The organism is Brevibacillus massiliensis (assembly GCF_000311785.1).
In the GTDB taxonomy this organism is placed as follows: Bacteria; Bacillota; Bacilli; order Brevibacillales; family Brevibacillaceae; genus Brevibacillus_C; species Brevibacillus_C massiliensis.
Genome location: NZ_HE978544.1, coordinates 33,359 through 59,613, shown reverse-complemented (window position 1 = coordinate 59,613; position 26,255 = coordinate 33,359). Strand labels below are relative to the sequence as shown.

Here is a 26,255-nt window from a genome sequence, read left to right as displayed (position 1 = left end):
ATAAAGGCCCAGGTTTTACCTGAATGCTTTGATGTCTTTGATGATGGTGTCGTAAGGCGGGTTTAGACCATCGTATTTCCTCACTATCTTCCCCGATTTATCCACCAAATAGAAGGTTGTGACGTGAATTACCTGATCCGAATTCTCTTCTTTTTGCAGTGTGGCTTTAAATGTGTTGTAAGAAAGCTCTTCGATCTGCTCTGGAGAATATCCCGTCAGGAAGTGCCACTGGCTAAAATCGGCTCCAAACTTTTCCCCGTAGGCTTTAAGCGCGTCCGGAGTGTCTCGTTCCGGATCGACACTAAAGGAGACGATATCGACTTCTACACCTTTTTCTTTCAGCTTCTGCTGCAATTGGGCCATGTTTGCCGTCATGGGCGGGCATACGGTACGGCAGTTCGTAAAGATCATATCAGTTAACCAAACATGTCCCTTTAAGTCGGAGAGGCCGAATGGCTTGCCGTCTTGATTCGTATAGGTGAAGTCTGGGACGTACCAGTCCAGTTTGGACAAGTCGGTAGAATCGGACGACGAAGATGAATCTGCCTGCGTGAGTGCAAATACCAGGTACACTGCCCCTATGAGAAGCAGCACACCGATGAAAATGGTTACAATCGTTTTGGCTGTATTGTTTTTCGGCATGATGATCTCCTCCCTCATTAGTTCCTGCTACCTATATTATAAAAGTAAGCCGGTGTATACCGATGACTCTTTTGGGCTATTTGCACCGGATAATGTGCGATGTTCACAAAAACGTCTAACTTGCCGTCTGCGGCTTTGGGAATTTGCGTATTATCATAGCCCTGGGGAGGTGGCTGCCATGACATACCGTAAATGGAAAATTCGGTGCATCCTTTTGCCGCCGCTGATTATCGGCGGATTTGAATTCATTCGGCACGGCATTTTGCTGGATTACCTGTCGATGGAAGCTGGGAACTATTATATTACTCTTCTCACCCTATTGCTATCGTATATCTTTGCCACCAAGATGTTTCAAACCATTGAACGGATGAATACGCGGCTGGCTGAACTGCAGGCCAGAAGGGCCGTCTACGAAGAGCGGGAAAGGCTGGCCCGCGAATTGCACGACAATATCGCGCAGACGCTGTTTTTGCTGAATGTAAAAGTGAAGCAGGGGCGTCTGGATGAAGCGAAAGCGGCGATTACGGAAATTGACAACAACCTGAGGCAGGCGATCTTTAACCTGCGTTCATCCCCTGATGAGGGGGTCTCGCTTGCTGCCCGCATCAATACGTGGCTCTCCGAATGGAGTCTCGTGACCGGGATTGAGGTGAAACAAGCGCTGGATGAGGTAGACGGCTTTTTTTCGCCGAATGAGGAAGTGCAGTTGTTCGGGGTGGTACAAGAGGCGTTTACCAATATCCAAAAGCACTCGCGGGCCAGTCAGGCGGCCATCCGGCTGAAGATCGGGCGCGAGAGCTGGCAGTTGGCGATAACGGACAATGGCCGCGGCATTCGTCAGGAAGATGCGGACAGGCAGCGATACGGCCTGACGATGATCAGGGAGCGGGCGGAAAAGCTGGGGGCGTCTTTCAGGCTGGACAAGGCCAAAGCAGGCGGCACAGAACTGATCCTGACCGGCGGCATCAGGAGGTAGCCGTCGCGAACGGGAGTACGCCGCTGCCGCCGGGGAGCATGACATCGAGGATCGCGATCCGGATCTCGCTGTCAAGCCCGGCAAGCTCAAGCGCTTCTTCCCCGGTAGAGGCCTCGGTTACGGCAAAGCCGTGCCGCTTCAGGTTGATCTTGACAAAATCACGGATTGATTTTTCATCTTCAAGCAAAAGAACTTTCATTCCCATCACCTTAGTTTCCGTTCAACAGCCGTTCCTTCCATTAGAACGCGGGATCGCAAAAGTCGTTACAAATCGGAAACAATGGAAGCGTAACACAGAATCGAGACCTGCCAAAAGAGATAAACCCTGGGAATTTACGGAATCAAAGGGGCGGGTCGTTTGTGCGCACAAGAAAGGGCACTCCCAATTCGCCGGGAAGTGCCCATAAACGTCTTACAGCTCGTATGTGTCTCCGGGAGCGAGCGCAGCACCCTTGATTCCTTTGGACTCAAGGTCCGAGACGAATTGCTGCGGGTTTTGTTCGATCACCGGGAACGTGTTGTAATGGATCGGAATGACTGCTTTGGCCCGGACCCACTCGGCCGCCTTCAATGCGTCGCCAGGACCCATGGTGAAGGTGTCGCCGATCGGAAGAAAGGCCAGATCGATGCTGTGTTTTTCGCCGATCAGCTTCATGTCGCCGAACAATCCGGTATCCCCGGCGTGGTACAAGGTCTTGCCGCCAAGCGTGAGGACAAATCCGCCCGGCATGCCCATATAGATGATGTTTTTCTGATCGTCCAGGACTACTCCGGAGCTGTGAAATGCCTGGGTCATCTCGACTCGTCCGAAATCAAAGGTGTAGGAGCCGCCCAAATTGAGCGCAAAGGTGGAGGCACCCTGCCAGCTCATGTAGTTTGCCAGCTCGAAAGTGGCGATGACCGTCGCGTTGTTGCGCTTGGCAATCTCGGCGGCATCGGCGATGTGGTCGGCGTGGCCGTGGGTGAGCAGCACGTACTGGACCTGAATGTCTTCCGGCTTTGCCTTGGCTTGCGGGTTAGGGGAAAGAAAAGGATCGATGATGAGGGAAGTCTCCTGATGCGTGATTTGTACACACGAGTGACCGTGGTAAGTGATTTTCATTCCGCTTCCTCCTTCTTTTTACGCGTTTACACCTAACCTTGATTATAGATGGAAAAAAAATCCTGTCAACTTTCGTTATGTGGCTGCCGGCAGGTTTTTGTCACAGTAGTACTTGCTGCGGATCTCGGCGACGACTTCCTCGCCCCGGGTAGCCACCTGCGGTATGGCAAAACCGATAAAAAGCGGAGATGTGATAAAGCGGGGGACCACCTTTGCCACGATCTGACCCTCGAACTGATAAAAAAAGAGATTGTAGCTGTTGCAGTTTTTATGAAAATCAGTCAAAGCGTAGTGGGCTGCCGTCTGAATGTAATCCGCCATCTGATCCAGTCTGTCAAGCTGGGACAAGATCACGTTAAACTCGAAAAATCCCACCCGGGGCTTGGTCGAGAGGTTAAACTCAACTCCCGGCCGCCGGTCGATGACCAGCCCTTCAAACTGGGACGAATCAAGCTGCTTTCTGTAGTCGATATGCTTCAGGCCGACGATCTGCATATGCGGGTGGCGGATGGTGCCGCCCGAATACGGCCCGTGATTTTTAAAGAAAAGGACGGAGGCGTACTGTCCGCTGCGATCCATTTCCAGCCACTTGTCCACGCCGAAGCGAATCAGTTTGTGCAAATGTTCCTTTTTATAGATGGACAGCTCCGATTCGCATTCGTCGGTCTCGATCAAGACGGTTTGAAAGGAGTCCCGCAGGACAGGGTACTTGTTCTTGACGAGCAGAATCGGTCCGCGTTCCGCCAATATCTCATCCAACTGGGTCCGATCGCAAAAAGGGCACTTGGTGTCTCGATTGCGAATGCTCTCCGGTTTTTGCGAACCGATCCGGGTGTCAAAGAGAAGATGTGTAAATGATGAGGACATGTTTTCACCCTACTTTGTGTAATGAAAGGATGTGACGAAATTATGATAATTATATCGCAAATTCGTTCCAAGCGGAATGAGTCGGGTGCCTGCAGGCATGTCCTGTTTCACCGCGCAGCTTATCTGATCGGGTAGTAGCCCAACTGCTGCACCGCGCGGGCGATCACGCGATGTCCTTCCATATTGGGATGCTTGTGATCGAGGAACAAGAGGTGCGTCTCCTGCCCCAAAAACGCTGCATAGACCGGGGCGATTGCCGTCTGTTTGTCGATCAATCCATCAAATGCCCCATTGAAGCGCTTCACCCACTTCACGGCAAACTTCATGTCGGGAAACGGATTGTACAGGTCCAGGTAGCGAATCATGTATGGAGAGGAAGCGTCGCTTTTTATCCTCTTGATGGCATCGTGAATGTCTTCCAGATTATTCCTGAAGTTTTGAAACGCCCGTTCAAATACAGCTTCCTGCGACCTTGTAAAAAAATGGTTGCTCGCCTGCAGCAAATCGTTTCCTCCGATGGAACAGGTGATGACCTGCGCGGAGGCGACCGCTTTTTGCAACTCGGTTTTTTTTCGGAGGAGCTGCAAGAGCTCCCTGCTGGTGATTCCCGACTTCCCGGCGTTTTGGAAGACGATGCGGGCCTGAAGGTCCTTTTTCAGGGCATCCCTGTACTGATAGGCAAAACCGTAGTTGAACAAGGCCCCGATTCCGACTGTGATGGAGTCGCCGATCGCTGTGTAGTGAATGGGAGGTGTTGGCAATGGTATCACCCCATTTTTTTCCGTTAAAGGTTGCTTCGTCCTTTTGCCATCGTATGAAGATTGGTGAAATTGGACACAGGTGAATGTGCATTTCGACAAAAAAAATACTTGCATAGGCCAGATTTTCCACTATAATATTGTTTCGTGTAAGAAATTTTCTGCTCCGAAATAAATAAGGGGGAGGGAGGATCGTTGGGAAAAGCGGCAATCATCCGGGATCTACTGCGGAATTTAAACAAGTTGATGGGGTTGATTGTTTCGAAAGAGTTGGCAAATTTTGGTTTGACACTCCCGCAAATGCTGGTTTTGCGCTGCGTCATGGATGAGCGGAAGACGATCGGCCAGATCAGCTGCGAGGTTCAGCTCTCCTACAGCACGGTCTCAGGCATTATCGATCGTCTGGAACGGGATAATTTCGTGCAAAGGTCGAGGGACCATGAGGACCGCCGGGTGGTATGGATTAACAAAACAGATAAATTTGCCCAAATAAAGAAACAAGTCCCGCTTTTTCAGGAAGAATACTATTCGCAAATGCTGCAGGGTCTCACCGAGAGCCAGATAGACAACACCATTACAACACTGCAAATGTTGACAATTCAATTGGAGAAGAAAGTAGAGGAGAAACCATGAAGAGAAAGATCGTACTTTTCGTGATCCTGATCGTGATGGTCCTGGCGGGAGGTGGAATCGGCTACTACTACTGGTATCAAGGCGCCAACTACGTTTCTACGGAAGACGCCCGCATCTCGGGTGACATCTACCGCGTGATGCCGAGAATTTCCGGAAAATTGACCAGCCTGTCGATTTCCGAAGGCGATACCGTAGTCGCCGATCAGATCGTCGGTCAGCAAGACACGTCCAATCTGCCGACGAACCAATTGGAAAACGCCACTCTGCGCGCTCCAATTAGCGGAAAAGTGATTAAGACAAACGCCAAAGTAGGGGAAGTCGTTTCCCCGGGCCAGGCGGTGGCCATGGTCGTCGATGAGAGCAAGCTGTACATTCAAGCCAACATTGAAGAGACGGAAATGCACAAGATTCGTCTTGGGCAAAACGTAGACTTTACGGTTGACGCCTTCCCGGGGCAGAAGTTCCACGGCAAGGTAATGGAGATCGGCCAAGCGACCAACTCCACCTTTTCGCTGCTGCCGGCGACAAGCACCAGCGGCAACTTCACCAAGGTAACGCAGCGCGTTCCGATTAAAATCTCGATTGATGCGAATCCAGATGCCCACCTGTTCGCGGGTGCGAATGCTGTGATCAAAATCCATTTGAAAGGAAATTAAGGTGACGTACATGATAAAGAAAACCTATTTCAATTCGTTTGTCGTGTTTACGCTCCTTTCCGCTTCTGCGTTGATTTTTACTGGTTGCAGTGATCCCAGTGCAAGCGCCAGCCAGCAGGACCTGCCGGCGGTACAAGTAATCAAGGTGGCCAGTACCGGAAGTACCGGCCTGATGGCCAGCGGGAAGGTCGCCCCTTATCAGTCTGTTCAAGTCGTATCGAAAATTGCCGGCAAAATCGCCGAAGTGAAAGTAGACGAAGGCTCAAAAGTAACCAAGGGGCAGACATTGATTCAACTGGAATCGGATGATTACGTTCAGCAAGTGCGGCAAGCGAGGGCGGGAATCTCCGGCGCTGAGGCGCGTCTGGCCGATTTGAAGGCGGGAACCCGTTCCCAGCAAATCGCCCAACTGCAAAGCGGTGTGGACCAGGCCAAAGCAAGTCTCGACACCGCGCAAAAAACATATGACCGGATGAAATCGCTGTTTGATTCCGGGGCGATTTCCCAGGCCGACCTGGATAAGGTGGCGCTTGATTTGGAGCGTGCGAAGTCCGGTTATGACCAGGCGAAAGCGCAGCTCGACCTGGCACAGGAAGGGGCGACACCAGCTTCGATCCAGGCGCTTGCCGCAGAGGTTGAACGCTCCCGCACCAGTCTGACCATGGCGGAAACGGCACTGGCCAACACCGCGATTAAAGCGCCGATTGACGGGGAGGTCGTCAACCGGACGGTCGATCCGGGAGAAATGGCCCAGCCGGGAGTAGCGCTGATGACAGTGGTGAGCATGAACAAGGTAAAAGTGGAGGCAAGTGTTCCCCAGGAGCAGATCAACCAAGTCAAAAAGGGTTCCCAAGTAAGCGTGAAGGTGGACGGGATGCCTGACAAGACGTTCCAGGGAACCGTCGATTTTATCAGCCCGGTCTCCGACCAGAACAGCAGCACTTTTCCGGTTAAGGTGGTCGTAGACAACCCGGATGGTTTGCTCAAGGCGGGGATGGTGGCGCAAGTTTACTTCACCGATAAACCGGATGAGCAGCGCATCGAATTGCCTGCTTCGGCGCTGCTCGCCAAAGATGGGAAAACCTACGTCTTCAAGGTGGACGCCGGTGTTGTGCACCAGGCAGAAGTGTCTACCGAACCGAAAAATGCGGATTGGGTATACGTAAAAAGCGGAGTACAGAATGGCGAACAAATCGTACTCAACCCTGGCGACCAGTTGACTGACGGCAGCAGCGTTCGGGTTGAGTAGGAGGCGATCGCGTGTCTCAAGCGAAAGAAAACAGCAGTCAGGTAGGTTCGGAACAGTGGTTAGCGCTTGCGGCAATCATCATTGGTACGTTTGTCGCCGTTCTTAACAGCAGTTTGCTCAACGTCGCCCTGCCCAAACTGGTCACGGTGTTCGGCTCGACCACGGATACCATGCAGTGGGTCTTGACCGGATACATGCTGGCTTCGGCCGTGGTCATTCCCCTGAGCGGTTACTTGGGCGACAAGTTTGGATACAAGAAGATTTTGCTGTTGTCCATCACCGGGTTTACGGCAGGCTGCTTCTTGTGCGGACTTGCCTGGAGCGATACCAGCATGATCGCCTTCCGGATTCTCACAGGACTTGCCGGCGGGCTGATCATGCCAGTGGGGATGTCGATCATTTACATGATTATTCCCCGCGACAAGATCGGGATGGCGCTGGGGCTGTGGGGGATATCCTCCATGTCCGCGCCTGCCATCGGGCCTACCCTCAGCGGTTACCTCGTCCAGTACTTCAGTTGGCGCCTGCTCTTCTTTTTAAGCGTGCCGCTGGGGATCCTGGCGATCGTGATGACCTCGATCCTGCTCAAGGAGACGCCGAAAAAGCCAAATGCGTTCTTTGACAAAATGGGTACCGTGTTGTCAATGACCGCCTTTGGAACGATTCTGTTGGCGCTGAGCAAGGGCCAGTCAGAGGGATGGACCTCTCTTTATATCGTCAGCTTGCTGTTTACCGGGTTTTTCAGTCTGATTTTGTTCATCTGGGTAGAACTCGGCCAGGAACAGCCGCTGATGGATTTGCGCTTGTTCAAGATTCCCGAATTCAGCCTGAGCGTCATCACCTCGGGCCTGGTCACGATGGGGATGTTCGGCGGGATCTTCCTGATGCCGATCTATTTGCAAAACATCCTGGGGATGTCCGCGATCCAGACAGGTCTTCTGCTGATGCCGCAGTCGATTGCGATGGCGTTGATGATGCCGTTGAGCGGACGGCTGTTTGACAAGGTGGGCGTGGTTCCGTTGGGTGTTGTGGGACTGGCGATTGTCGGGATTACCACGTATGACCTGCACCTTCTGGAAGTCAACACGCCAACCCACTGGTTGAACATCCTGGTGACGATTCGCGGAATCGGGATCGGGCTGTGTATGATGCCGCTGTCTACCGTCGGGATGAACGCGGTGCCGAAGCACCTCGTCGGGAGGGCATCTCCGCTGTCCAATGTAATCCGGCAGGTGCTGGGCTCGCTGTCAATCGCCATCCTGACGGCGATCATGACGACCCGTGCGACCTGGCACGGAGCCGTGATCGCAGAAGGCGTCTCGGTGACGAACGATACCGCTAATCAAACGCTGCAAATGCTCTCGGCGACGCTGGCCCAAGGCGGGCTTGACGCGGCTTCGGCGCAGGCTGCCGCGATGTCAACGCTGGGAGGCGTGATCCAGCAGGAGGCGATGGTCAGGGCAATTGGCGATGCCTTCTTCATTTCGGCGATGCCGGTGTTCGCCTGCATACCGCTTGTGTTCTTCTATTTACGAAAAAAGAAGGCACCCTCTGCACCGGCTCCCGCGCCGGCGCCGGCACCCGTAGCGGGGCAAAAAGCGCTTGAACCGGCTCCGGGCAACTGAGAGCAGAATAGACCGCAAGCAAGGAAAAACGGGCTGACCTTCCATCCAATGGGGACGAGGTCAGCCCGTTTGATTTTAACCGTGTTCCAGCGGCGCAAGTGACTGCTCTTATTGTCCGTAAAAGTGTTGGGCCATACAGGGGGAGATTGGTATGGAGTCACCTGGTTTTGACCAAAAAGACGTCGGACGGTGCTGGCGATGGTACAGCCGCGGCGGCAGGCAAATCGGCCTGCCTGCGGAACGGTAAACCAGCCTTCCATGACTGTTCTCCTACTCATATTCTGTTATACGGTCGTATACAAAAAAGCGATCGGCCGGCGAGCTGCAGGGGCGAAAACGTTATATAAAATCACCCCTGGCCAACTCTTTCCGGATCTCCACCAATATATAAAAATCACCGGCACCGCGATCTCGCGGAGCTGCTTCAGGATGATGTATACATTACATTTTAAAGCTGATTAATTCGCGTGTCTTAATAATCAATGTAGCCCTTCCCGCTACTCGGAAGGGCCACCAAGTTTTTGTTATCCGTTTGAAATTGGTTCAAAAGACCTCTAGCCGAAATACTGGCCGAATTGAAACTAAGCGCCTAAAAACGACTGCCTAACTACAACGCTACCCGTCTGCCCATTTGGGGGATTGGAGTAGTTAATTTGCAAGACTCAAGTTCTTAACTAACTCTACCATTTGCATCACAGTAAAATTCAACAGTGATATTATGCGAAGTAGTAATACTATTTAAAGTCAATCTACCTCCTACTGTAATTTCATAAGTTTGTCTGCCATCAATTAACCTTGGAGTATAACCTGTTTGATTCCATGTTCCTTTGTCAGATGAAGAAGTAATTGAGTTGATTCCAGCAAAAAATTGTCGATTACTTTGAGAATCATATTGAGTTTCAAAAGAACCTTTAATAGTAATACCTACTGATGTCCCTTTAGAATCTACAGTTACTTGCTTTGAAGCTGATGCTGTACTCAAAGGTGTAATGTCACTGTTAGATTTCCATTCATGAACAAGTTCTGCATTAGCTCTTCCGATTGCATATTTTTTAAATTCTGATGGTTCAATATAATCTTCTGATTTAAAGTCTTCAAAAGGTACAAGTTCCAATGTAAATCTTGGATTTTCTGAATTGATTGCTTCTACAATTTCCTGATACTGCTTATAATATTCTCTTTTTTGTTGCTCTGATAAATCTCCAAGGCTATTCGTTTCTGCAAATGCCAACAAACCACCAAATAGAGTTGATACTAACAAAAAGACGGAACAGAAAATAAGTATTTTCTTCATATTTCATCCTCCTCCCTTTTATGGGATAATATAACATGGATAATACTGGGTCTACAGTTTTTGCGAAATGTTCACATATTTTCTAAATTTACAATAAAATTCGACATATCTGGTTTTTTTCTTTCCGGGGGCACCGCCAACTAAATACGAAAAATGTACGTTAAGGGGTAGAGACAACATTTTGACGGTTTTATACGCTAAGCCTATACCAGCGTCCAGCGTCCGTTACACCAGGGGCAAACTTATGTAAATTTATGGTAATAATTTGCGGGCTGTAACAGCTACGCTGGTTTTCTTAACGTGGTAAATTCGCGTTTTGCTGGCGGTACATGATAATTACATGACCGCTTAAAGTAGTCCCCTCCGTAAATAAAGACGAACCATACTAAATATTCGTTACAACATTTCCTAATTTTTTTAACATTATCCCAATTCGGCAGAAAGAATTTGATTAAGTGAAATCTTAAGAATTCGCGAGCTTCGGAAACTGCGGAACTAAACGCAGGATCAGCTTGCAGAAGCCATCGTCTCGACCGGCTCTTACGTCGGACGCCTCGAACGCGGCGAGCGTAACGTTACATTGCAAACACTTGAAATAGCAGCCGAAGCGCTTCAAGTAAGCGTTTTTGATTTTTTCGACTGTGAACAAAAAGAGGTGCTTCGAAACAAGCTGATATGGGAAGCTGTCACCCTCTTGCTGGAGCAAAGCGAAAGCCGCCAGCAGAAGGCGCTGAACATCTTGAAAGAAGTATTCAAGCCATAATAATCGCTTACAGCCTACCGTCGTACGATCGGCCGGCGAGCTGTAGGGCAAAAACTGAATACAAAAACGCCCCTGGCCAGCTCATTCCGGATATTTATTTGATACAACAAAGAACCGGCAGCGCCCGGATCGCGCCCAGCTCCTCCAGGTTGGTGTATACTTTTGACAACTACAAGCCGGAACCATAAACTAATAAATTTCAAAGGAAATCGTATGCCTTGGCAAGAGCTTTCGCAAGGCGAGAATTGAAGCAAAACGGAGCTAGAACGAGATCAATTTTTCACTCCAAATTGCTGGTTTGTCCACTTGGAAAGGACAATTACACCTCAACGTTTAGACCATAGTCGCTTATAACGGCATAAAACGCCCGAATATAGACTTCCGGGCGTTTCTTTCATAATGTGTATTATAGGGACACATATTTAAGTTCAACTTCTATTGAACCACCGGCTTAGCCGGTGGTTATAACTGTCAAGCTCACTTTTGTTCCTGCTGGCGAAGTTCGATGCGGCGAATTTTGCCGGAGGTGGTTTTCGGCAGGTCGCTCACGAACTCGATCTTGCGCGGATACTTGTACGGCGCGGTAAGCTGTTTGGTGTGTTCCTGCAGCTCGACGACCAACTGCTCGGATGGCTCGCAGCCCTTTTTCAAAACGACAAACGCTTTGACGATGTGGCCCCGGTCCGGGTCGGGACTGGCCACCACGGCGCATTCGGCAACAGACGGGTGCTTCACCAGGGCGTCTTCCACCTCGAACGGACCGATCGTGTAGCCGGCGGAGATGATGATGTCGTCGGAACGCCCTTCAAACCAGATGTAGCCGTCTTCATCCATCCGCCCCTGGTCGCCGGTCACATACCAGTTTCCGCGAAATGCGCGGGCCGTCCGCTCAGGGTCGTTCAGATATCCTTTAAACAGGGCGACCATGCCCTTGTCGATGGCGATATCTCCTACCTGTCCGATGGGAAGCTCTGTCCCCTGCTCGTCGATAATGGCTGCCTTCACCAGCGGGGATGGTCGACCCATGGAGCCGGGGCGCGGTTCCATGCCGACAAACGTGCCGATCATGAGGGTGTTTTCCGTCTGGCCGTAACCGTCGCGGACGGTGATGCCAAATACCCGTCTGAAGGTATCGATGACTTCCCGGTTGAGCGGCTCTCCGGCAGAGCAGGCCGAGCGGAGCGCAGGCAGCTTGTGAGACTCGATGTCGGTTACTTTTGCCATAAGCCGGTACTCTGTCGGCGTGGCACAGAGGACGGAGATGGGATGGCTCTCCAGCAATTCGAAGTACTTTTCAGGGACAAATCTGCCCTTGTAAACAAATGCCGTAGCTCCTCTTCCCAGCACCGAGACAAACGGGCTCCACACCCACTTGGCCCATCCCGGCCCCGCAGTCGCCCAGACGAGGTCGTCTTCGCGGACGTCGAGCCATTGCGTTGTTGCTACGGCGATGTGGGCATACGGCCAGCCGTGGACGTGCATGACACCTTTTGGTCCGCCGGTGGTGCCTGAGGTGTAGGACAGAAGTGCCAATTCATCTGAGCGTGTTTTGGCTGCGGGGGCTTCATCGGATACATCGGTCAGCAGCTCATCAAATGCCAGCCAGCCCGGCTTTTGCTCGCCGATCAGGACGTAATGCTGAATAGATGGACACAGCGGGCGAATCTTGTCTACTTCCTGGGAAATACCCGCAAAAGCGATCACTGCCTTCGCACCGGAGTGGTTGGCTCGATACTCGATGTCCTTGCTCCGCAGCATTTCCGAGCCCGGCATGACGACAGCGCCCAGTTTGATCAGCCCGAGATAAATGCCGTAAGATTCGAGCCCGCGCGGTACCAGGACGATCACTTTGTCTCCGCGTTCGATGCCCAAAATAGCGCAGACATTGACGACCCGGTTGGCGTAGCAAACCAGTTCCCGGTAGGTCAGGGAAGCGGACTCTCCCGACTCGTTCACGATTACCAGTGCTTGTTTGTCCGGATTTTCGGCGGCGTAATTGTCTACCTGTTCAGCGAAGTTGTAATATTCAGGTATCTCCAAGGAAAATGGTGTTGCCGATGACATAAAACCCAACCTCCCGTTGCTAAAGAATTAGGTTGAAAGTATGTGAACGTGAACTCCTATTCTTATTCGTTACGGCATCAGATCATTCCTGTCCGCTCCCTGAAGTTCACCGGCAAAAATCTTCCTTGGAGGCAGCTGAATATATTTCGAACGCAAGATGATTTAGCCCTGCCTTGCCTTTTGCGCTGTTCATAATGTAGGAGTATAGGGTTTCCGTCTTATCAGCTTCAGTTGCATGCAGGACCACAGCGGAGGGAAGTGATCACAAGACGGGAAAGCAGAGGCTGATCCTGGTTTCGCGTTCGCCCGTACCTTCATTATTTCGAAATTTCGCAAGGAAATATTGTAGCCAGGCTGAATATATTCGAAAATCTCTTTGAGTCTATCTGATATGTGAACATGGATGACTTTTCGGCGATATTTGATGACCAGAACGAGGTGATAATAGAGGAGGAATACTGAATGGTTGTTATTATTCAGTTTCATTACCATCACTTTTTTTCCTATGTCTACTACTGAATATTTTACCATAAAATATTCCACCATTCATCCCCCACCTAAGAGGTGGGAGACTTCTGGCGGAGCAGGTTAAAGGGTTGAGAAGCTGTCTTCTCAACCCTTTTTTCCGTATGACAGCCGGGGGTTAGTCTTGTGCCGAAGTTCCGTCAGAGTCGTCGGTACCGGCAGAGGCATTCTGTTCCGGAGCGATCGGAGCTGCTGCGGCGCCGGATTGTCCCGATTCTGCTGTTGGCGGTGCGGCCATGTCAGTCTGATGATCGTCAATGATGATGATCTGCCCCGCTTGCTGCCAGTCGACGTCTGCGCCCAGCTGTTCACAGATGAAGCGAAGCGGCAAATAGAGCAGGCCGTTTTTGATCGTCGGCGCAGTCTCCAGCGCTACCGTCTCTCCGTCCGCTGCGGCCTCTTTCTTGTCAAGGTACAGGGTGATCGCCTTGTCGTCGCGGGTAATGGTGACCAAACCGGTGACATCCCGGTTTACCTCTGCTTTTAATGCCGTTGTGATCGTCTGCTCTGTCACCAGCGTTCTGCCATCCTGGATATACGGGGGCTGGTCCATTTGCTGTTCGTGACCGTTTACGAACGCCTTTACGCCTGGAACATTGGCCTGGGTGTACAGGTCGCCCAATCTAGTAAAATTCTCATGTTCCCCGGGCTGGTAGGTTCGCTCGAGCAGTTCTTTTTGAACTTCAATCGCTTGGGGAAGATCGGACGCATCGGTGAGGTCGGTGACCAATTGGCCATAGGCGGCTTCCACCTCGTCTGTCACTTCCGGCGCGTTTTTTAGCTGTTCACGGAGCTCGGACAGTTGTTCCGCCGTTTTTCCGGAGTCCTCGTCACCCTGGTCGTCAGCGGGCTGATCTGCCGCGTCCGGGGCGGTATTCTCCTCGGCCGGGGCATGGGTCTTTGGAGAAGATTCGTCATTCATATCGGATGTCGGATCAGAAGCTGGGTCGGATGTCGTATCGGATGTTGGATCAGATGTCGGATCGTCAATTGTCTCTGTTGTGCCGTTGGAGTAACTGTCGCCTTGCCCGCCGCCGTCTAACGACGTATTTCCGTCAACGCTGACATTGGTTTCGGCAAATGCTGAGGGAACCGCTGAGAAAATCAGTGCTGCCGCAAGTGATACCGGTAAGATCCTCTTCATTCATGTTCCTCCTTCTCGTAAATGGTGTCTTTCAAAGACACCGCCATTGTACCAATGTTTCTAGTTGACGCAAATGATAGAATAGAACGAAAAAATCCTGAAGCTTTTGTCATTTCATCCGCTGCAAATTAGGCAGGTTGCAGCATCTGTTCCTGAGATAGGAGGCAGATCATTAGGGCGATTTTCGTGATTTCTTTTTTTTCGCAACAATTGTACAGCTGCATTCGTTAATAAGTGTAACTTCTTGTTTTTCACGTGTTATCCTCTTCCATTGCGGCCACTCAGGTACTGAGTGGTCCTTTTTTTGCTGCAGGGCCGCTCCGGCACGGTGGACGCCAAAACACTTTGCCGTTTACCGTCGGCAGCCGTGCGGTTATTTTCAGGGCACTGGCGAAATAGGGAAAATTGAGATACGCTGATAGTGAGAAATTGCCAGCACATGAGGAGGAAACAGTGATGGAGGAGCTATTTCACACCCGGTTCTGTGATCTCTTTTCGATCAGATTGCCGTTGGTGCAAGCGGGAATGGCGGGGAATATCACTTCGCCGCAAATGGTGGCCGCGGTATCGGAAGCCGGCGGGCTGGGAACGCTCGGCGGAGCCTATATGAAGCCGGATGCGCTGCGTCAGGCTATTCGCCAGGTGAAGGAACTGACCAAAAAGCCGTTTAGCGTCAACCTGCTCATCTCCGATGAACCGCCGCAGGCGGCAGTCAGCCCGGAGCTCACGGACTGGATCAACCAGATGCGCGCAGAGGTAGGCTTGGACGCCTGGTCGGGGGAGGTGCCGGACTACGTTAACGATCTGGACGAGTGTTTTTCGGTGATCCTCGACGAAAAAGTGCCGGTGTTCAGCGTGGCCTTCCAATTGCCTGGGCGATACGGCCAAGCGGCCAAGCAGGCTGGCATGAAGCTGATCGGTATGGCTACGACGGTGGCCGAAGCGCTCGCACTGCAGGCCGAAGGGGTGGACGCGGTCGTCGCCCAGGGTGGAGAAGCGGGAGGACACCGCGGGACTTTTTCCGTCGGCCCGAGCGGAAATGGCGAAACAGTCGGGATGATGGCGCTGCTGCCGTTGATGGCAGACGCTTTGCCTGATACCCCGGTCATCGCGGCCGGCGGCATCATGGATGGGCGCGGAGTGGTTGCGGCCTTGGCGCTGGGAGCGGACGCAGTGCAGCTGGGTACGCGGTTTTTGGCCTGTGAGGAAAGCCTTGCTCACCGGGCCTACAAGGAAAAACTGGCCCAGGCGAAAGAGACCGAGCCGCAGATCACACGGGCTTTTTCCGGCCGGCCGGCGCGGGGGCTGTCGAATCGGCTGATGGAGACCTTTGCCCGGCAGCAGCTGACGTCTCTGCCCTATCCGCTGCAAAATAGCTTGACCCGCGAGATCCGCAACGCGGCGGCGAAGAATAACCAAGCCGAGTACATGTCGCTTTGGGCCGGGCAAGGAGTCCCTCAGCTGGCGAAAAAAGGAAGCGAAACAGCCGGGGAAATCGTCGAGAGCCTGTTTGCGGAAGCCCGGCAGGTATTGAACCGGATAGGCAGGCTCGGGTAGCGGGGTGAATCCATATCGATTTGCGTATCCTTCAGACGTTCGTCGTGGCCGCGAAGTTTGAGAACTTCCGGCAGACAGCAGAAGCGCTGTTTATCGCTCAACCGACGGTCACCCAGCATATTCGCCTGCTGGAGAAAGAACTGGGGATTGAGTTGTTTGACCGGGTGGGGAAATTCGTCAAGCTCACTCCCGCCGGAAAGCGGTTCCTGCCCCATGCCACCGCCCTGCTGGCAGGTTGGCAGGCAGGGATGGAGGATCTGCTGGCGTGGCAGCAGGGTTACAGCGAAAATCTGCACATCGCCGTCTCCCCGGTGATCGCCCGCAGTTCCCTCCCCGGCTTGATTCGCCACTACACCAAACGGTATCCCGAGGTAGATATATCGATTCGAATTGCCGATTCCCTCGAGATCGGCAGGTTGGTGCAAAGCGGGCAGGTCGATCTCGGCCTGTCCCGGATGGTGCCGGGAGAGTTCCAATTGGACGCACACTTGATCCAGACGGATCCGGTCGTGTTTGCCGTTCCGCTGAACGGGGGAGATATCGAGGCGCCCCTGCCCGACTGGGAGCAGGAACTGACGGGAAATCTGCTGCTGACGCACAACCATCCGGGCTATTGGGATGACCTTCTGCTGGCGCTGCGGCAGCGGGGGCTGTCCTTTCGAACCATGACGGTAACCCATGTGGATATTACCAAACGGTTTATTGAAGAAGGGTTGGGGGTCTCTTTTCTGCCCAGGTCGGCCATTGGCCGGGAGTTGTTTGAAAATCGCTTTATCGAGCTGGAGACGCCAGGGCTTGTCCTGCCCCAGGCCGCTTCGTATTTAGTCGTTTCCAAAACCGGCTGTTCGCAAACGGCCAAACAGATGATTGAAATTCTCGCCTCCCTGTACCCGCCGCTGCCGCTGATCCGGTCGATGTAGCCGACCGTGATTGATTACAAATCGTAATTGATCATGTCGTTTTATTCTATTTCCCCTGTTGATTTTCTCTTGATATATTGAAAGAAAAAAGGGGTGGAATGGTATGGCGGAACATATTGTAGCCATAGGCTTGGAGGGTATCGTTGTCGCGGAAACCGACCTGAGTTTGGTCGACGGAATAAACGGTCTTTTAGTCTATCGCAATCACTGGGCGCGCGATCTCGCTGTGAACAACACGTTCGAGGAAGTGGCGCACCTGTTGTGGTACGGACATCTGCCGAGTGAGCAGGAGACAGCCAATCTGCAGGCAGCCCTGGCGGCCAATCGCCAGCTTCCCGAGCATGTAAAGGCGGCCATTGACCTGATTCCCGCCGACGTAGACATGATGAGCGTGCTGCGGTCTGCAGTATCGCTGCTCGGTGAACCGTCTCACAGCTGGCCCCCGACCCTGGAGCAGGTCATTTCGCTGACCGCGAAGCTGCCGACGATTGTCGCCTACCGCCAGGCTCGTCTGGAAGGGCGGGAGATGCCGGAACCGCGAAAAGACCTCGGACATACGGCCAATTACCTGTATATGCTGCAGGGCAAGGAACCCAGCAGCGCCCATGTACGGGCATTGGATGCCTATTTGATCCTGACCCAGGAGCACGGCATGAACGCGTCTACATTTGCCGCCAGGGTAGTCGCCTCCACACGTTCGGACCTGATTTCATCCATCACGGCGGCCATCGGTGCTCTGAAGGGACCGCTCCACGGCGGTGCCCCGTCGGAGGTCACCGAGATGATGGAGCAAATCGGCAGCAAGGAAAACGCCGAGCCGTGGCTGCGGAGGGCTTTGGAGGCCGGAGAGCGTCTGATGGGCTTCGGCCACCGCGTCTACAAGACCACCGATCCGCGGGCGACCGCCCTTCGCACGGTAGCTTCCGCTCTGGCGGGAGATGACCCGTGGTTTGATCTGGCGGTTCATGTGGAGAAAGTAGGCTTGCAACTGCTGGAAGAGTACAAACCGGGACGCAAGCTCAACACCAATGTCGAATTCTACGCCGCGGCGGTGATGCGGGCAGTCGGTTTGGCAGATACGCTGTTTACCCCGACATTTGCCGTCAGCCGGGTCGTCGGCTGGTCGGCCCACGTCCTGGAGCAGGCGGCGAACAACCGGATTATTCGGCCGCAATCGGCATACACAGGCAAAATTCCGGATTAATCCCAAGGGCGGGCAGCAGGCGGACGCCCGCTTGATTGAAACGGCAGACACAGATACGGAAGCATCGCGCTTCCGCATTTGTGTCTGCTTTCGTGTTATGCTGCGCCATCATGCTCCCTTAATCGACATGCTGCATACGGATACCTGTCATGAATGGATGATGAACGATAGATGATAGAGACTGCAATCAGGCAAGTACAGCTCGAAGCTGCCCAAAACAGGCAGCCTTTATCCCCTCCTTGCGAGGGAAGAATCACCCGTTTGGGGTATAGACCCTTTGTCGTTCTCTGGTATGATGAAATGGTAGATTTTCTTCAATCCAATCTAGCGCAAATTACCTGAAAAACCGCTGGAATTGATGCTACACCGCGGTAATGCCGCGGTGTCAAACGTCCCCATCAAATTCGAGCTTCCCGACGATGCCAAGGGAGCCGGAGAGGTCCGACTGGAAATCACCGGACCAGGGACAGGCGGCGGCAGCGCAACATAAGTATTCTCTTCGGCTGACGGGTCGCTGGAGCGCACCGGCAGCCATTCCCTGGCACAGTTCCATACCCGCCAATACTCGGTCGTCACCAACGGTACGTACAAGGCAACCGTGTACGCAGGCAATTCGCCTGTCTGTGCCAGGGAATTTGTCGTACTTGAGCAGGGCAATCGATCCAATTCGCCTAATGGCAATAAAGGAAAGACCGGCAAGTGATGCAAACAGCCCGCACATCGCTTTGACATGTGCGGGCTTATTTGCATTTTTTGGATAGATGCTTAACCGGCGACTGCCGTCTTCAATGCCTGATCCAGATCAGCCAGGATGTCCTCAATCGCCTCTGTGCCGATCGACAGGCGGATCATCTCGGGCAATACCCCGGATTGGCGCTGTTCTTCTTCCGTGAGCTGTTGATGGGTGGTGCTGGCCGGATGGATGATCAGCGACTTGGAGTCACCGACGTTGGCCAGGTGGGAGAACAGCTTGACAGATTCGATCAGCTTGCTGCCCTGTGCAACTCCGCCTTTAATCCCGAACGTCAGGATGGCTCCTTGTCCTTTCGGCAGGTATTTCTTCGCCAGTTGGTGCTGTGAGTCTGTCTCCAGACCAGGATAATTCACCCAGCTGACCAGCGGGTGATCGGCGAGGAACCGGGCTGCCGCCAGTGCGTTTTGGCTGTGCCGCTCCATCCGCAGGTGCAGGGTTTCCAGACCTTGCAGGAACAGGAAGGAGTTGAACGGCGAAAGCGCAGCGCCAATATCGCGCAGCAGTTGGACGCGGGCTTTGATGATGTAGGCCAGATTGCCGACTGCTTCTGTATAGACGATGCCGTGGTAGCTCGGGTCAGGAGTGGTCAAGCCGGGAAACTTGCCGTTGTTCCAATCAAACTTGCCGGAGTCGACGATGATCCCGCCGATGGAAGTGCCGTGTCCGCCGATAAATTTGGTCGTGGAATGGACGACGATGTCAGCCCCGTGCTCAAATGGCCGGCAGAGAATCGGTGAAGCAAACGTGTTGTCCACGATCAGTGGGATCCCGTGCTCGTGGGCAATCCGGGCGATGGCTTCCAGGTCAGCGACGTCGATGCGGGGGTTGCCGATGGTTTCGCAGAATAGGGCTTTGGTCTTCTCGTTGATTTTGGCCCGGAAGTTCTCAGGGTTGGATTGATCGACAAAGTGGAATTTGACTCCCATCCTCGGCAGCGTGTGGGCAAACAAGTTGTAGGTTCCGCCGTATAAGCTGCTGGACGAAACGATCTCGTCGCCAGCTCCGGCGATGTTGAGGATGGCAAACGTGATGGCAGCCTGTCCGGAAGCCGTTGCCAGAGCTCCCACGCCCCCTTCGAGCAGGGCGACACGCTTCTCGAACACGTCTTGTGTCGGATTCATGATGCGGGTATAGATGTTGCCAAACTCCTTTAAGGCGAACAGGTTGGCGGCGTGTTCTGCATCACGAAATACGTACGATGAGGTCTGATAAATGGGAACAGCCAGCGAACCGGTAGTAGGATCGGCCTCTTGTCCGCCGTGCAGGGCGATGGTTTCTAATTTCCACTGTTGATCTGCCATTTTGCATCTCTCCTGTTTTCTACGTTTTTTGGGGAATAAGAAAAGCCTTCTTCTGAGTGGAAGAAGGCTCGTTACACGATTGTGTCACCGGTTTCATCTCTCAGAATCTGTAGATTCTGCAGGAATTAGCACCTTGCACATTGCCTGTGCCGGTTGCCGGGTTTCATCGGGCCAGTCCCTCCACCTCTCTTGATGAGATATGTAGTTGTTTCTCGTATTGTAAAAGATAGCAGAGATAATTGTCAACCAGTTTTGAAAACTTTTTCGCCGACTAACAGTGTTACAAATTCGTAAATAATTCGCCGTCCGTTATTCACAATCTTTTCCTTTCGCCGCCGCAATTTAGCGTAAAGTAATGGTGAGGGCAACAATCATCTGCCTGTGGAAGGGAGAGACAGATATGGAACTGGATAATACCATGCTTGCCCGCATCCTGACGTCGCTAACACTGGGCTTTCACATCATCTTTGCTGCTTTGGGGGTGGGCATTCCCGTCGCAGTCTCGATTGCGGAATGGATTGGCATCCGCAAGAAAAATCCGCTCTACCTGGTCATGGCAAAGCGGTGGCTGAAAGGCTTCACCGTCACTGTGGCGGTAGGAGTCGTGACAGGTACCTGCATCGGGTTGCAGCTTAGCTTGTTGTGGCCAAGTTTTATGAAGATAGCTGGTGAGGCGATATCCCTGCCGTTGTTTTTAGAGACATTTGCCTTCTTTTTTGAAGCGATTTTCTTAGGGATTTATCTGTACACCTGGGATCGGTTTAAGAACCCGTACGTTCACTGGCTCTTCTCCATCCCGGTGATCATCGGTTCCACGGCGTCCGCTTTTTTCATCATGACGGTAAACGCCTTTATGAATGCGCCGCAGGGCTTTACGCTTGCTGACGGCAAGATCGTCGACATCCAGCCGCTCGTCGCGATGTTTAACCCGGCGACGCCTTCGAAAGCGGGGCACATGATTCTGTCCGCCTACGCCGCTTCCGCCTTTGCCTTGGCAGCCATTGCCGCATACCAGTTTATCAAGGGGAGAAATCACGAATATTATCGCAAGTCGCTTCATTTTACGGTAGTGCTGGCCTTGATCTTCTCCGTTGGAACAGCGGTCTGGGGAGATATCGCCGGGAAGTTCCTGGCCAAATACCAACCGGAAAAACTGGCGGCAGCCGAATGGCACTTTGAAACCAAGCCGAACGCCGAACTGATTTTTGGCGGCATGCTGGATAAAGAAACGAATGAAGTGAAGTATGGGATCAAACTTCCTTACGTGCTGAGCATTCTGGCGACAGGCAAGCCGACGGGGGAAGTGAAGGGGCTGAATGAGATTCCCGAGGAGCTAAGGCCCCCGTTGTTTATTCACTATCTGTTCGACGGAATGGTGGCGATTGGCGGTTACTTGGTCATTGTACCTCTGCTGTACGTCCTTCTGCGCTGGAGAAAGAAGCGCAGCGCCACTTCCCGTCCCATGTTGTGGGCGATTCTGCTGGGCGCGCTGCTCTCTTTTCTGGCGATTGAGCTCGGCTGGATCTTTTCCGAAATCGGCCGGCAGCCGTGGATCCTGTACGGCTATATGAAGACACAGCACGCCGCTACGACTGCGGACAACGTCGGCGAGATGCTGATCCTGTTCGGATGCTTGTACCTCTTCCTAGGGATCGTCTGTACATTGGTACTGCGGAGAATGTTTAAAAAGAATCCGGTCGAAAACGACTTGGCCAAAGCACAAGACATTCATTGAAAGGAGGAGAAGTAACATGCTGGAAATGCTGGGAATTATCGTGCTGTGGACCTTTTTGTACGGCTACATCATCGTCGCATCCATCGATTTTGGCGCAGGCTTCTTCTCCTTTTACAGCAAAATGCGCCGGCAGGATCACCTCATCAATGGAGTCATCGATCGCTATCTCTCGCCGGTATGGGAAGTGACCAACGTCTTTTTGATCTTTTTCGTGGTCGGCTTGATCGGCTTTTTCCCTGATACCGCCTACTACTATGGTACGGCTCTTTTGGTGCCGGGGAGCATCGCGCTCGTCCTGATCTCGCTGCGCGGTTCGTTTTACGCTTTTGCCCACTACGGAGCGCGGGAGAACACGACGTACCAGTTTGTCTACGGCGTGACCGGGCTGTTGATTCCCGCTTCGCTGGCGACGATATTGACGATCTCCGAGGGCGGCTTTATCTCGGTCGAGGGTGAGCGCATCACCCTGCTGATGGATAAACTGCTGACCAGTCCCTATTCCTGGGCGGTCGTGATCCTGGCGCTGGTCAGCGTGTTGTTTATCAGCGCCAGCTTCCTGACCTACTATGCCGACAAGGCCAAGGATGCCGCCGCGGCGAAGCTTCTCAGGTCGTTTGCGATCGGCTGGAGCTTGCCGACCATTTTTGCCAGCTTTCTCGTCTTTTTCTCGATCAGAACGCACAATCCGGAGCACTTCGACAACATGCTGGATATGAGTTGGCTGTTTTTGCTGTCGCTCGGTTGCTTTCTGATCGCTCTGGCGTTGCTGCTCAAAAAGCGGAATTACGGATGGGCGTTTGTGTTTGTCATGCTGCAGTTCGCCTTCGCCTTCTTCGGCTACGGCGCTTCCCATCTGCCCTACCTGTTGTACCCGTACATTACGATCTCGGACAGCGTCACCAGTCCGCAGATGGGGGTGGCGCTGGTGATCGGGTTTATCGCCGGCCTGTGTCTGCTGGTTCCGTCCTTGATTCTGCTGATGCGCCTGTTCCTGTTTGACACCAAGTACGTGCAGGGAAAATAACGGCTCATTGGCGCGCGGCTGAAGGTTTGTGTTAAGATGAATTCATGGAAAAATGACAGCTACGCAGTGTACAGGAGGGCGAAAACGGTGGAAACCGAGGTTAAAGAGATTCTCCCCGAGGAATTAATCAAACGGATCGAGCGGGGAGATAAAATTCAGATCGTCGACGTGCGCGAGCAGCACGAATGGGATGACGGTCACATTCCCCAAGCGATTCACATACCGCTCGGGACCCTTCCCGAAAAACTGCCGGCGCTTGATAAGGAGACGCCGATCGTGATGGTCTGCCGCAGCGGCGCACGCAGCTGGCGGGCGACGGAATTCGCGCAGTATTACGGCTACAAGGTGGAGAACATGGCTGGCGGCATGCTGGCGTGGCCGGGTGAAGTTACCTCATAACGGGAAAAACAGCGAGGCGCAAAAATGCCTCAAGCTGTTTTTTTGTTCTTGTGAGCTTGTGATTCAGTGAAAGCGGCCAAACGGATATCTGCGGATATCTCTGTTTGATTGGCGACCCTTTCCGTGGGATCGAATAGTTTGAGGTAGATACCATTTTCGGAAGCGGGTGATCAAGATGGGGAAAATGCTTGGGATTATGACGCATCGCATAACGGAGCCGAAGCGGTTTGGACCATTCTTTCACGTAGCGGCAGAGGAAGGGTTTGCAGGGGTTATTGTCTTTACGCCACATGACGCAGATCTGCGGAAGGAAACGATAGCGGGCTGGATATGTGAGAAGGGCCGCTGGATGAGGAAACATGTGCCGTTTCCGCTCATTTCCTATGATGTCGGATACTATCGCAAGCCGAAGACGATTCAAAAAGTAAAAGCCTTGAAAAGTCAAGAAAAGATGCCGTTTCTTGGATATGGACTGGGCAGCAAGTGGAGCATTCACAAGGCGTTGTTCAGCATTCCCGCATTGCAGCCCCATCTGCCTGAGACTGTGCGATACCGTGAAAAAGCTGATGTGCTCGATATGCTCAAAAAGCACAAAATGGTCATGCTGAAGCCAATCAATGGGTTAGGTGGAAAAGGAATCTATCGGTTGAGCAGCGGGGGAGAAGGCTACCTTTTAGAGGGGGGCGGGGAGCCGATGCGCCACTGCACCCGACGAACGATCGGAAAGGCTCTCAATGCCATTTGCCGCAAAGGAAAGTACATTGTTCAACAGTGGCTAGACATTCGCAGCCAGGAAGGGCGTGTCTATGATATTCGTTCGTTGATGCAGAAAGACCGACAGGGAGAGTGGCAGCTTATGGGATTCTGCGTACGAGAAGGAGGTGCGGGAAAATTTACATCTAATCTTTCCGGCGGGGGAAGCGCTCGTCAGGTGTTTCCCTATTTGGAGAAAAACTTTGGCCCTGAGCGAGCCGAGGCGATAGAACAAAAGCTGCGGGAGATTTCCGGCCGGATCTGTGCAGGTTTGGAGGAGGTAAAGTGTAAAAGACTAGTGGAGCTCGGTTTGGACCTGGGAGTAGACCAGAACGGGCACATTTGGATCATCGAGGTAAATATCAAGCCGGGAAAGACCCAGGGCAGGGATATCTATCAGCTAAAGACGGCAGAAGACAGGGTCCGGCTTCCGATTCAATTTGCCAGCGGCTTGATCGGTGTTCACCAGTTGCTTCAATAGAGGTCCGCCTGTGGAACCCACAAGCACAATCACCCTCGTTAGCCTTATCTGGAATACCAGCATCACAAACAGAATTGATGCAAACGAAAAGTCAAGTAAAGTAAATGGAATGAGCCAAAGCGTTTGGATACAGTGCGGTCAACAGAATATGAAGGGCTATCGACTTTCCCTTTCCCGACAGCTTGATAAGACACTAAAGTTACAATGGGAAATTAGTTTTTTTAAAGATAACTATAGAAGCATAGGGCAAACATAATTGAGATCTACGGCGGCATCAGAATAAATTTCTGGTGTTTTATTTTTTGTTCCAATACGTTTTGGTATTGATTCCCTAATATAGGTATTGCGAGAAAGGGAATTGGCTTTTGGTTAAATTTTACTTTTTTGATGCAACAATTTACAATGATTGGGAATGAAAGATATATTTTTAACAGAAAAAAATTTGAGAGAAATTGTTGGAAAATCCTATCTTTTGTTTTATAGTTATTATTGTAATTTAAGGAAAATAGAGGTAATTCTGATGAAAAAAATTGACTTTTCTATGCTTGGTCTTGCAGTCGCAGGAATAGTAGCTTTTAGTTCAGCCGGAATTTCCCCAGGTTATGCATCCAGTGATTTGACAGAAGCAGAGAACAGTGCTGCAGCATTTGTTAAAGCTATGAATGAAGGTAAGGCTGATGAAGCTGCTCAGTACATCTTAGATACTCGCAATAAAAATACAGCCAAGAATACTTCCAAGAAAAAACTGCAAAAACAAATAAATCACAACAGTGAAAGTAAATACCTAACAAAAGTTGACCCAATCGAATTGATTTCGGTAGAAAAACAAAGTGAGAATACAATTAAAGCTAGTTTCCGAATCTTTGATGACAAAGGAGCCGTTGAAATTTCTCTCCCTATTGAAAAAGTTAATGGTGACTGGAAACTTATTGTAGATGGCAGTGTCACCGTTGAATGATTTCAAATTCTGAAAAATATGAAAAGGGGAAGTGGAAAAATGAAATTTGAGAAAAAACTAGGTGCGACTGCTGTACTTATTGGTACCTTAGCATTAGGTTCGTCTGCTTTCGCAGGTGTTGTAGACTACTGGGAATTTACGAATTTTGATACCACTTGGAAAAACGGCGGTATTTTGTATACTGATGATGCGTATTCGGTAAATTCTAAAGAGCGAGTAACCATTAAGTTTTGGCAATCAACAGGGGTTAATGACGCTTTAGCAAAAATCCAGTATGGAGTTGTTGAAGATGTCTGGTATGGATGGAAGTTGCATGGAGATACCGAAACATTCACATTAAATAATAACGGAAGCACTCTAGAATCTCATACTTTCTATGATATTCCTGAGGGTGATGATTACCATATTAGAATGGTAGCTAAAACAGCCCGCCGCATGAACGGTGGAGGAAATGTAAATATTCCATAATGAAGGCAACTTGGACGTTTTTCTTATCTCAAGCCAAAAATAATCCTTTTGTCTTTTGTAAAAACTTCCATAAATAGGTACACTTCATCTGAAGGGGGTGTATTAGTAATGCGATGGGGACTGTATCTCCTGCAGATTTTTGGACTTTACGCTGCCTATAGAGGCTGGTTACTATGCCAATTAGAAGTGACTGGCACGGGTATAGCTGTTTCAGAATTTGGGTTTTTAATTACTCCTCCTTATTTCGTAACGGTTGGCATCGCTTTAATCATTGGTGGACTCGGATTAGCAACTTTGCCCTTTTTGAGAAGATTAGTAAAAAGATAGTATCACGTGTTACGCGGCTCGTTAGATTCAATATAGAACGGCCAGGCATCAGGATACATTTCTGGTGCCTTTTCTT

General features: G+C 51.7%; 24 protein-coding genes, 3 pseudogenes and 1 riboswitch. Of the genes and pseudogenes, 17 read left to right on the top strand and 10 right to left on the bottom strand.

Going from position 1 to position 26,255, the window contains the following annotated elements:
• Positions 1 to 15: 15 nt before the first annotated feature.
• Entirely contained in the window at positions 16 to 642 is a 627-nt protein-coding gene (locus HGBM_RS18330; protein ID WP_019122543.1) for an SCO family protein, read from the bottom strand.
• Between the two features lie 178 nt (positions 643 to 820).
• Between HGBM_RS18330 and HGBM_RS18325 the strand changes: the two genes are divergently transcribed.
• A complete protein-coding gene (locus HGBM_RS18325) occupies positions 821 to 1,618 on the top strand; it encodes a sensor histidine kinase (RefSeq protein ID WP_019122542.1) in 798 nt (265 codons plus the stop codon).
• A 19-nt stretch (positions 1,619 to 1,637) separates the two neighbouring features.
• Here HGBM_RS18325 and HGBM_RS18320 read toward each other — a convergent pair.
• The 4 genes and pseudogenes from HGBM_RS18320 to HGBM_RS18305 form a co-directional block, all read right to left on the bottom strand.
• Positions 1,638 to 1,817 (bottom strand): annotated as a pseudogene (locus tag HGBM_RS18320) (response regulator); the annotation flags it as partial.
• 213 nt (positions 1,818 to 2,030) lie between these two features.
• Entirely contained in the window at positions 2,031 to 2,720 is a 690-nt protein-coding gene (locus tag HGBM_RS18315; RefSeq protein WP_019122540.1) for a metal-dependent hydrolase, read from the bottom strand.
• Positions 2,721 to 2,795: 75 nt separating this feature from the next.
• Positions 2,796 to 3,587 (bottom strand): DUF4931 domain-containing protein, encoded by a 792-nt coding sequence (locus HGBM_RS18310; RefSeq protein ID WP_019122539.1) that lies wholly within the window; start codon positions 3,585 to 3,587, stop codon positions 2,796 to 2,798.
• Between the two features lie 119 nt (positions 3,588 to 3,706).
• Positions 3,707 to 4,348 (bottom strand): GDSL-type esterase/lipase family protein, encoded by a 642-nt coding sequence (locus HGBM_RS18305; protein ID WP_161605066.1) that lies wholly within the window; start codon positions 4,346 to 4,348, stop codon positions 3,707 to 3,709.
• A gap of 192 nt (positions 4,349 to 4,540) precedes the next feature.
• Between HGBM_RS18305 and HGBM_RS18300 the strand changes: the two genes are divergently transcribed.
• The 4 genes from HGBM_RS18300 to HGBM_RS18285 are packed head-to-tail and all read left to right on the top strand — an operon-like array spanning position 4,541 to position 8,508.
• The gene (locus tag HGBM_RS18300; protein ID WP_019122537.1) at positions 4,541 to 4,978 is read left to right on the top strand and encodes a MarR family winged helix-turn-helix transcriptional regulator; all 438 of its coding nucleotides are present in this window, start codon (positions 4,541 to 4,543) and stop codon (positions 4,976 to 4,978) included.
• Positions 4,975 to 5,634, top strand: coding sequence for an efflux RND transporter periplasmic adaptor subunit (locus HGBM_RS18295; protein WP_019122536.1), 660 nt, complete (start codon positions 4,975 to 4,977; stop codon positions 5,632 to 5,634). The genes HGBM_RS18300 and HGBM_RS18295 overlap by 4 nt, the downstream gene beginning before the upstream one ends.
• A gap of 10 nt (positions 5,635 to 5,644) precedes the next feature.
• Positions 5,645 to 6,883 carry an efflux RND transporter periplasmic adaptor subunit gene (locus HGBM_RS18290; RefSeq protein ID WP_019122535.1) on the top strand — a complete coding sequence of 413 codons (1,239 nt, stop codon included), beginning with the start codon at positions 5,645 to 5,647 and terminating at the stop codon, positions 6,881 to 6,883.
• An 11-nt stretch (positions 6,884 to 6,894) separates the two neighbouring features.
• A complete protein-coding gene (locus HGBM_RS18285) occupies positions 6,895 to 8,508 on the top strand; it encodes a DHA2 family efflux MFS transporter permease subunit (protein WP_019122534.1) in 1,614 nt (537 codons plus the stop codon).
• Positions 8,509 to 9,178: 670 nt separating this feature from the next.
• On the opposite strand, the gene HGBM_RS30450 is transcribed toward HGBM_RS18285, so the two are convergent.
• Positions 9,179 to 9,802, bottom strand: coding sequence for a hypothetical protein (locus HGBM_RS30450; protein ID WP_147512921.1), 624 nt, complete (start codon positions 9,800 to 9,802; stop codon positions 9,179 to 9,181).
• A 523-nt stretch (positions 9,803 to 10,325) separates the two neighbouring features.
• On the opposite strand from HGBM_RS30450, the pseudogene HGBM_RS32585 reads away from it, so the two are divergent.
• Both HGBM_RS32585 and HGBM_RS31835 read left to right on the top strand, forming a co-directional pair.
• Positions 10,326 to 10,370 (top strand): annotated as a pseudogene (locus HGBM_RS32585) (hypothetical protein); the annotation flags it as partial.
• Between the two features lie 12 nt (positions 10,371 to 10,382).
• Entirely contained in the window at positions 10,383 to 10,565 is a 183-nt protein-coding gene (locus tag HGBM_RS31835) for a hypothetical protein (protein WP_019122532.1), read from the top strand.
• 477 nt (positions 10,566 to 11,042) lie between these two features.
• Here the strand turns inward: HGBM_RS31835 and HGBM_RS18270 are convergent, their stop codons facing one another.
• The 3 genes and pseudogenes from HGBM_RS18270 to HGBM_RS27885 form a co-directional block, all read right to left on the bottom strand.
• Entirely contained in the window at positions 11,043 to 12,629 is a 1,587-nt protein-coding gene (locus tag HGBM_RS18270; protein ID WP_019122531.1) for an acetate--CoA ligase, read from the bottom strand.
• A gap of 324 nt (positions 12,630 to 12,953) precedes the next feature.
• Positions 12,954 to 13,115: pseudogene (locus HGBM_RS32580) on the bottom strand (transposase); the annotation flags it as partial.
• Between the two features lie 157 nt (positions 13,116 to 13,272).
• On the bottom strand, positions 13,273 to 14,298 hold the full coding sequence (locus HGBM_RS27885) for a copper amine oxidase N-terminal domain-containing protein (protein ID WP_019122529.1): 1,026 nt from the start codon (positions 14,296 to 14,298) through the stop codon (positions 13,273 to 13,275).
• Positions 14,299 to 14,703: 405 nt separating this feature from the next.
• On the opposite strand from HGBM_RS27885, the gene HGBM_RS18255 reads away from it, so the two are divergent.
• The 3 genes from HGBM_RS18255 (at position 14,704) to HGBM_RS18245 (ending at position 17,979) form a co-directional block, all read left to right on the top strand.
• Positions 14,704 to 15,855 (top strand): NAD(P)H-dependent flavin oxidoreductase, encoded by a 1,152-nt coding sequence (locus tag HGBM_RS18255; RefSeq protein ID WP_261798172.1) that lies wholly within the window; start codon positions 14,704 to 14,706, stop codon positions 15,853 to 15,855.
• A 14-nt stretch (positions 15,856 to 15,869) separates the two neighbouring features.
• Complete coding sequence (locus tag HGBM_RS18250) at positions 15,870 to 16,775, top strand: LysR family transcriptional regulator (RefSeq protein ID WP_026074517.1); 906 nt, start codon at positions 15,870 to 15,872, stop codon at positions 16,773 to 16,775.
• Between the two features lie 103 nt (positions 16,776 to 16,878).
• On the top strand, positions 16,879 to 17,979 hold the full coding sequence (locus HGBM_RS18245; protein ID WP_019122526.1) for a citrate synthase/methylcitrate synthase: 1,101 nt from the start codon (positions 16,879 to 16,881) through the stop codon (positions 17,977 to 17,979).
• A gap of 765 nt (positions 17,980 to 18,744) precedes the next feature.
• Here HGBM_RS18245 and HGBM_RS18240 read toward each other — a convergent pair.
• Positions 18,745 to 20,034 (bottom strand): homocysteine synthase, encoded by a 1,290-nt coding sequence (locus tag HGBM_RS18240; RefSeq protein WP_019122525.1) that lies wholly within the window; start codon positions 20,032 to 20,034, stop codon positions 18,745 to 18,747.
• Positions 20,035 to 20,124: 90 nt separating this feature from the next.
• A riboswitch (SAM riboswitch) is annotated at positions 20,125 to 20,233 on the bottom strand.
• Between the two features lie 201 nt (positions 20,234 to 20,434).
• On the opposite strand from HGBM_RS18240, the gene HGBM_RS18235 reads away from it, so the two are divergent.
• The 7 genes from HGBM_RS18235 to HGBM_RS30445 all read left to right on the top strand — a co-directional run bounded on the left by HGBM_RS18235 (position 20,435) and on the right by HGBM_RS30445 (position 26,179).
• Positions 20,435 to 21,769: a cytochrome ubiquinol oxidase subunit I gene (locus HGBM_RS18235; protein WP_019122524.1), complete on the top strand. Its 1,335-nt coding sequence runs from the start codon at positions 20,435 to 20,437 to the stop codon at positions 21,767 to 21,769.
• A gap of 16 nt (positions 21,770 to 21,785) precedes the next feature.
• Positions 21,786 to 22,793 carry a cytochrome d ubiquinol oxidase subunit II gene (locus HGBM_RS18230; RefSeq protein WP_019122523.1) on the top strand — a complete coding sequence of 336 codons (1,008 nt, stop codon included), beginning with the start codon at positions 21,786 to 21,788 and terminating at the stop codon, positions 22,791 to 22,793.
• Between the two features lie 87 nt (positions 22,794 to 22,880).
• Positions 22,881 to 23,192, top strand: a complete 312-nt coding sequence (locus HGBM_RS18225) for a rhodanese-like domain-containing protein (protein WP_019122522.1) — start codon at positions 22,881 to 22,883, stop codon at positions 23,190 to 23,192.
• 175 nt (positions 23,193 to 23,367) lie between these two features.
• Positions 23,368 to 24,426 (top strand): YheC/YheD family endospore coat-associated protein, encoded by a 1,059-nt coding sequence (locus HGBM_RS18220; protein WP_019122521.1) that lies wholly within the window; start codon positions 23,368 to 23,370, stop codon positions 24,424 to 24,426.
• Between the two features lie 520 nt (positions 24,427 to 24,946).
• Positions 24,947 to 25,384 carry a DUF4878 domain-containing protein gene (locus HGBM_RS18215; protein WP_019122519.1) on the top strand — a complete coding sequence of 146 codons (438 nt, stop codon included), beginning with the start codon at positions 24,947 to 24,949 and terminating at the stop codon, positions 25,382 to 25,384.
• A gap of 39 nt (positions 25,385 to 25,423) precedes the next feature.
• Complete coding sequence (locus HGBM_RS18210; RefSeq protein ID WP_019122518.1) at positions 25,424 to 25,852, top strand: hypothetical protein; 429 nt, start codon at positions 25,424 to 25,426, stop codon at positions 25,850 to 25,852.
• A gap of 108 nt (positions 25,853 to 25,960) precedes the next feature.
• Positions 25,961 to 26,179, top strand: coding sequence for a hypothetical protein (locus HGBM_RS30445; protein ID WP_147512920.1), 219 nt, complete (start codon positions 25,961 to 25,963; stop codon positions 26,177 to 26,179).
• Positions 26,180 to 26,255: the final 76 nt, after the last annotated feature.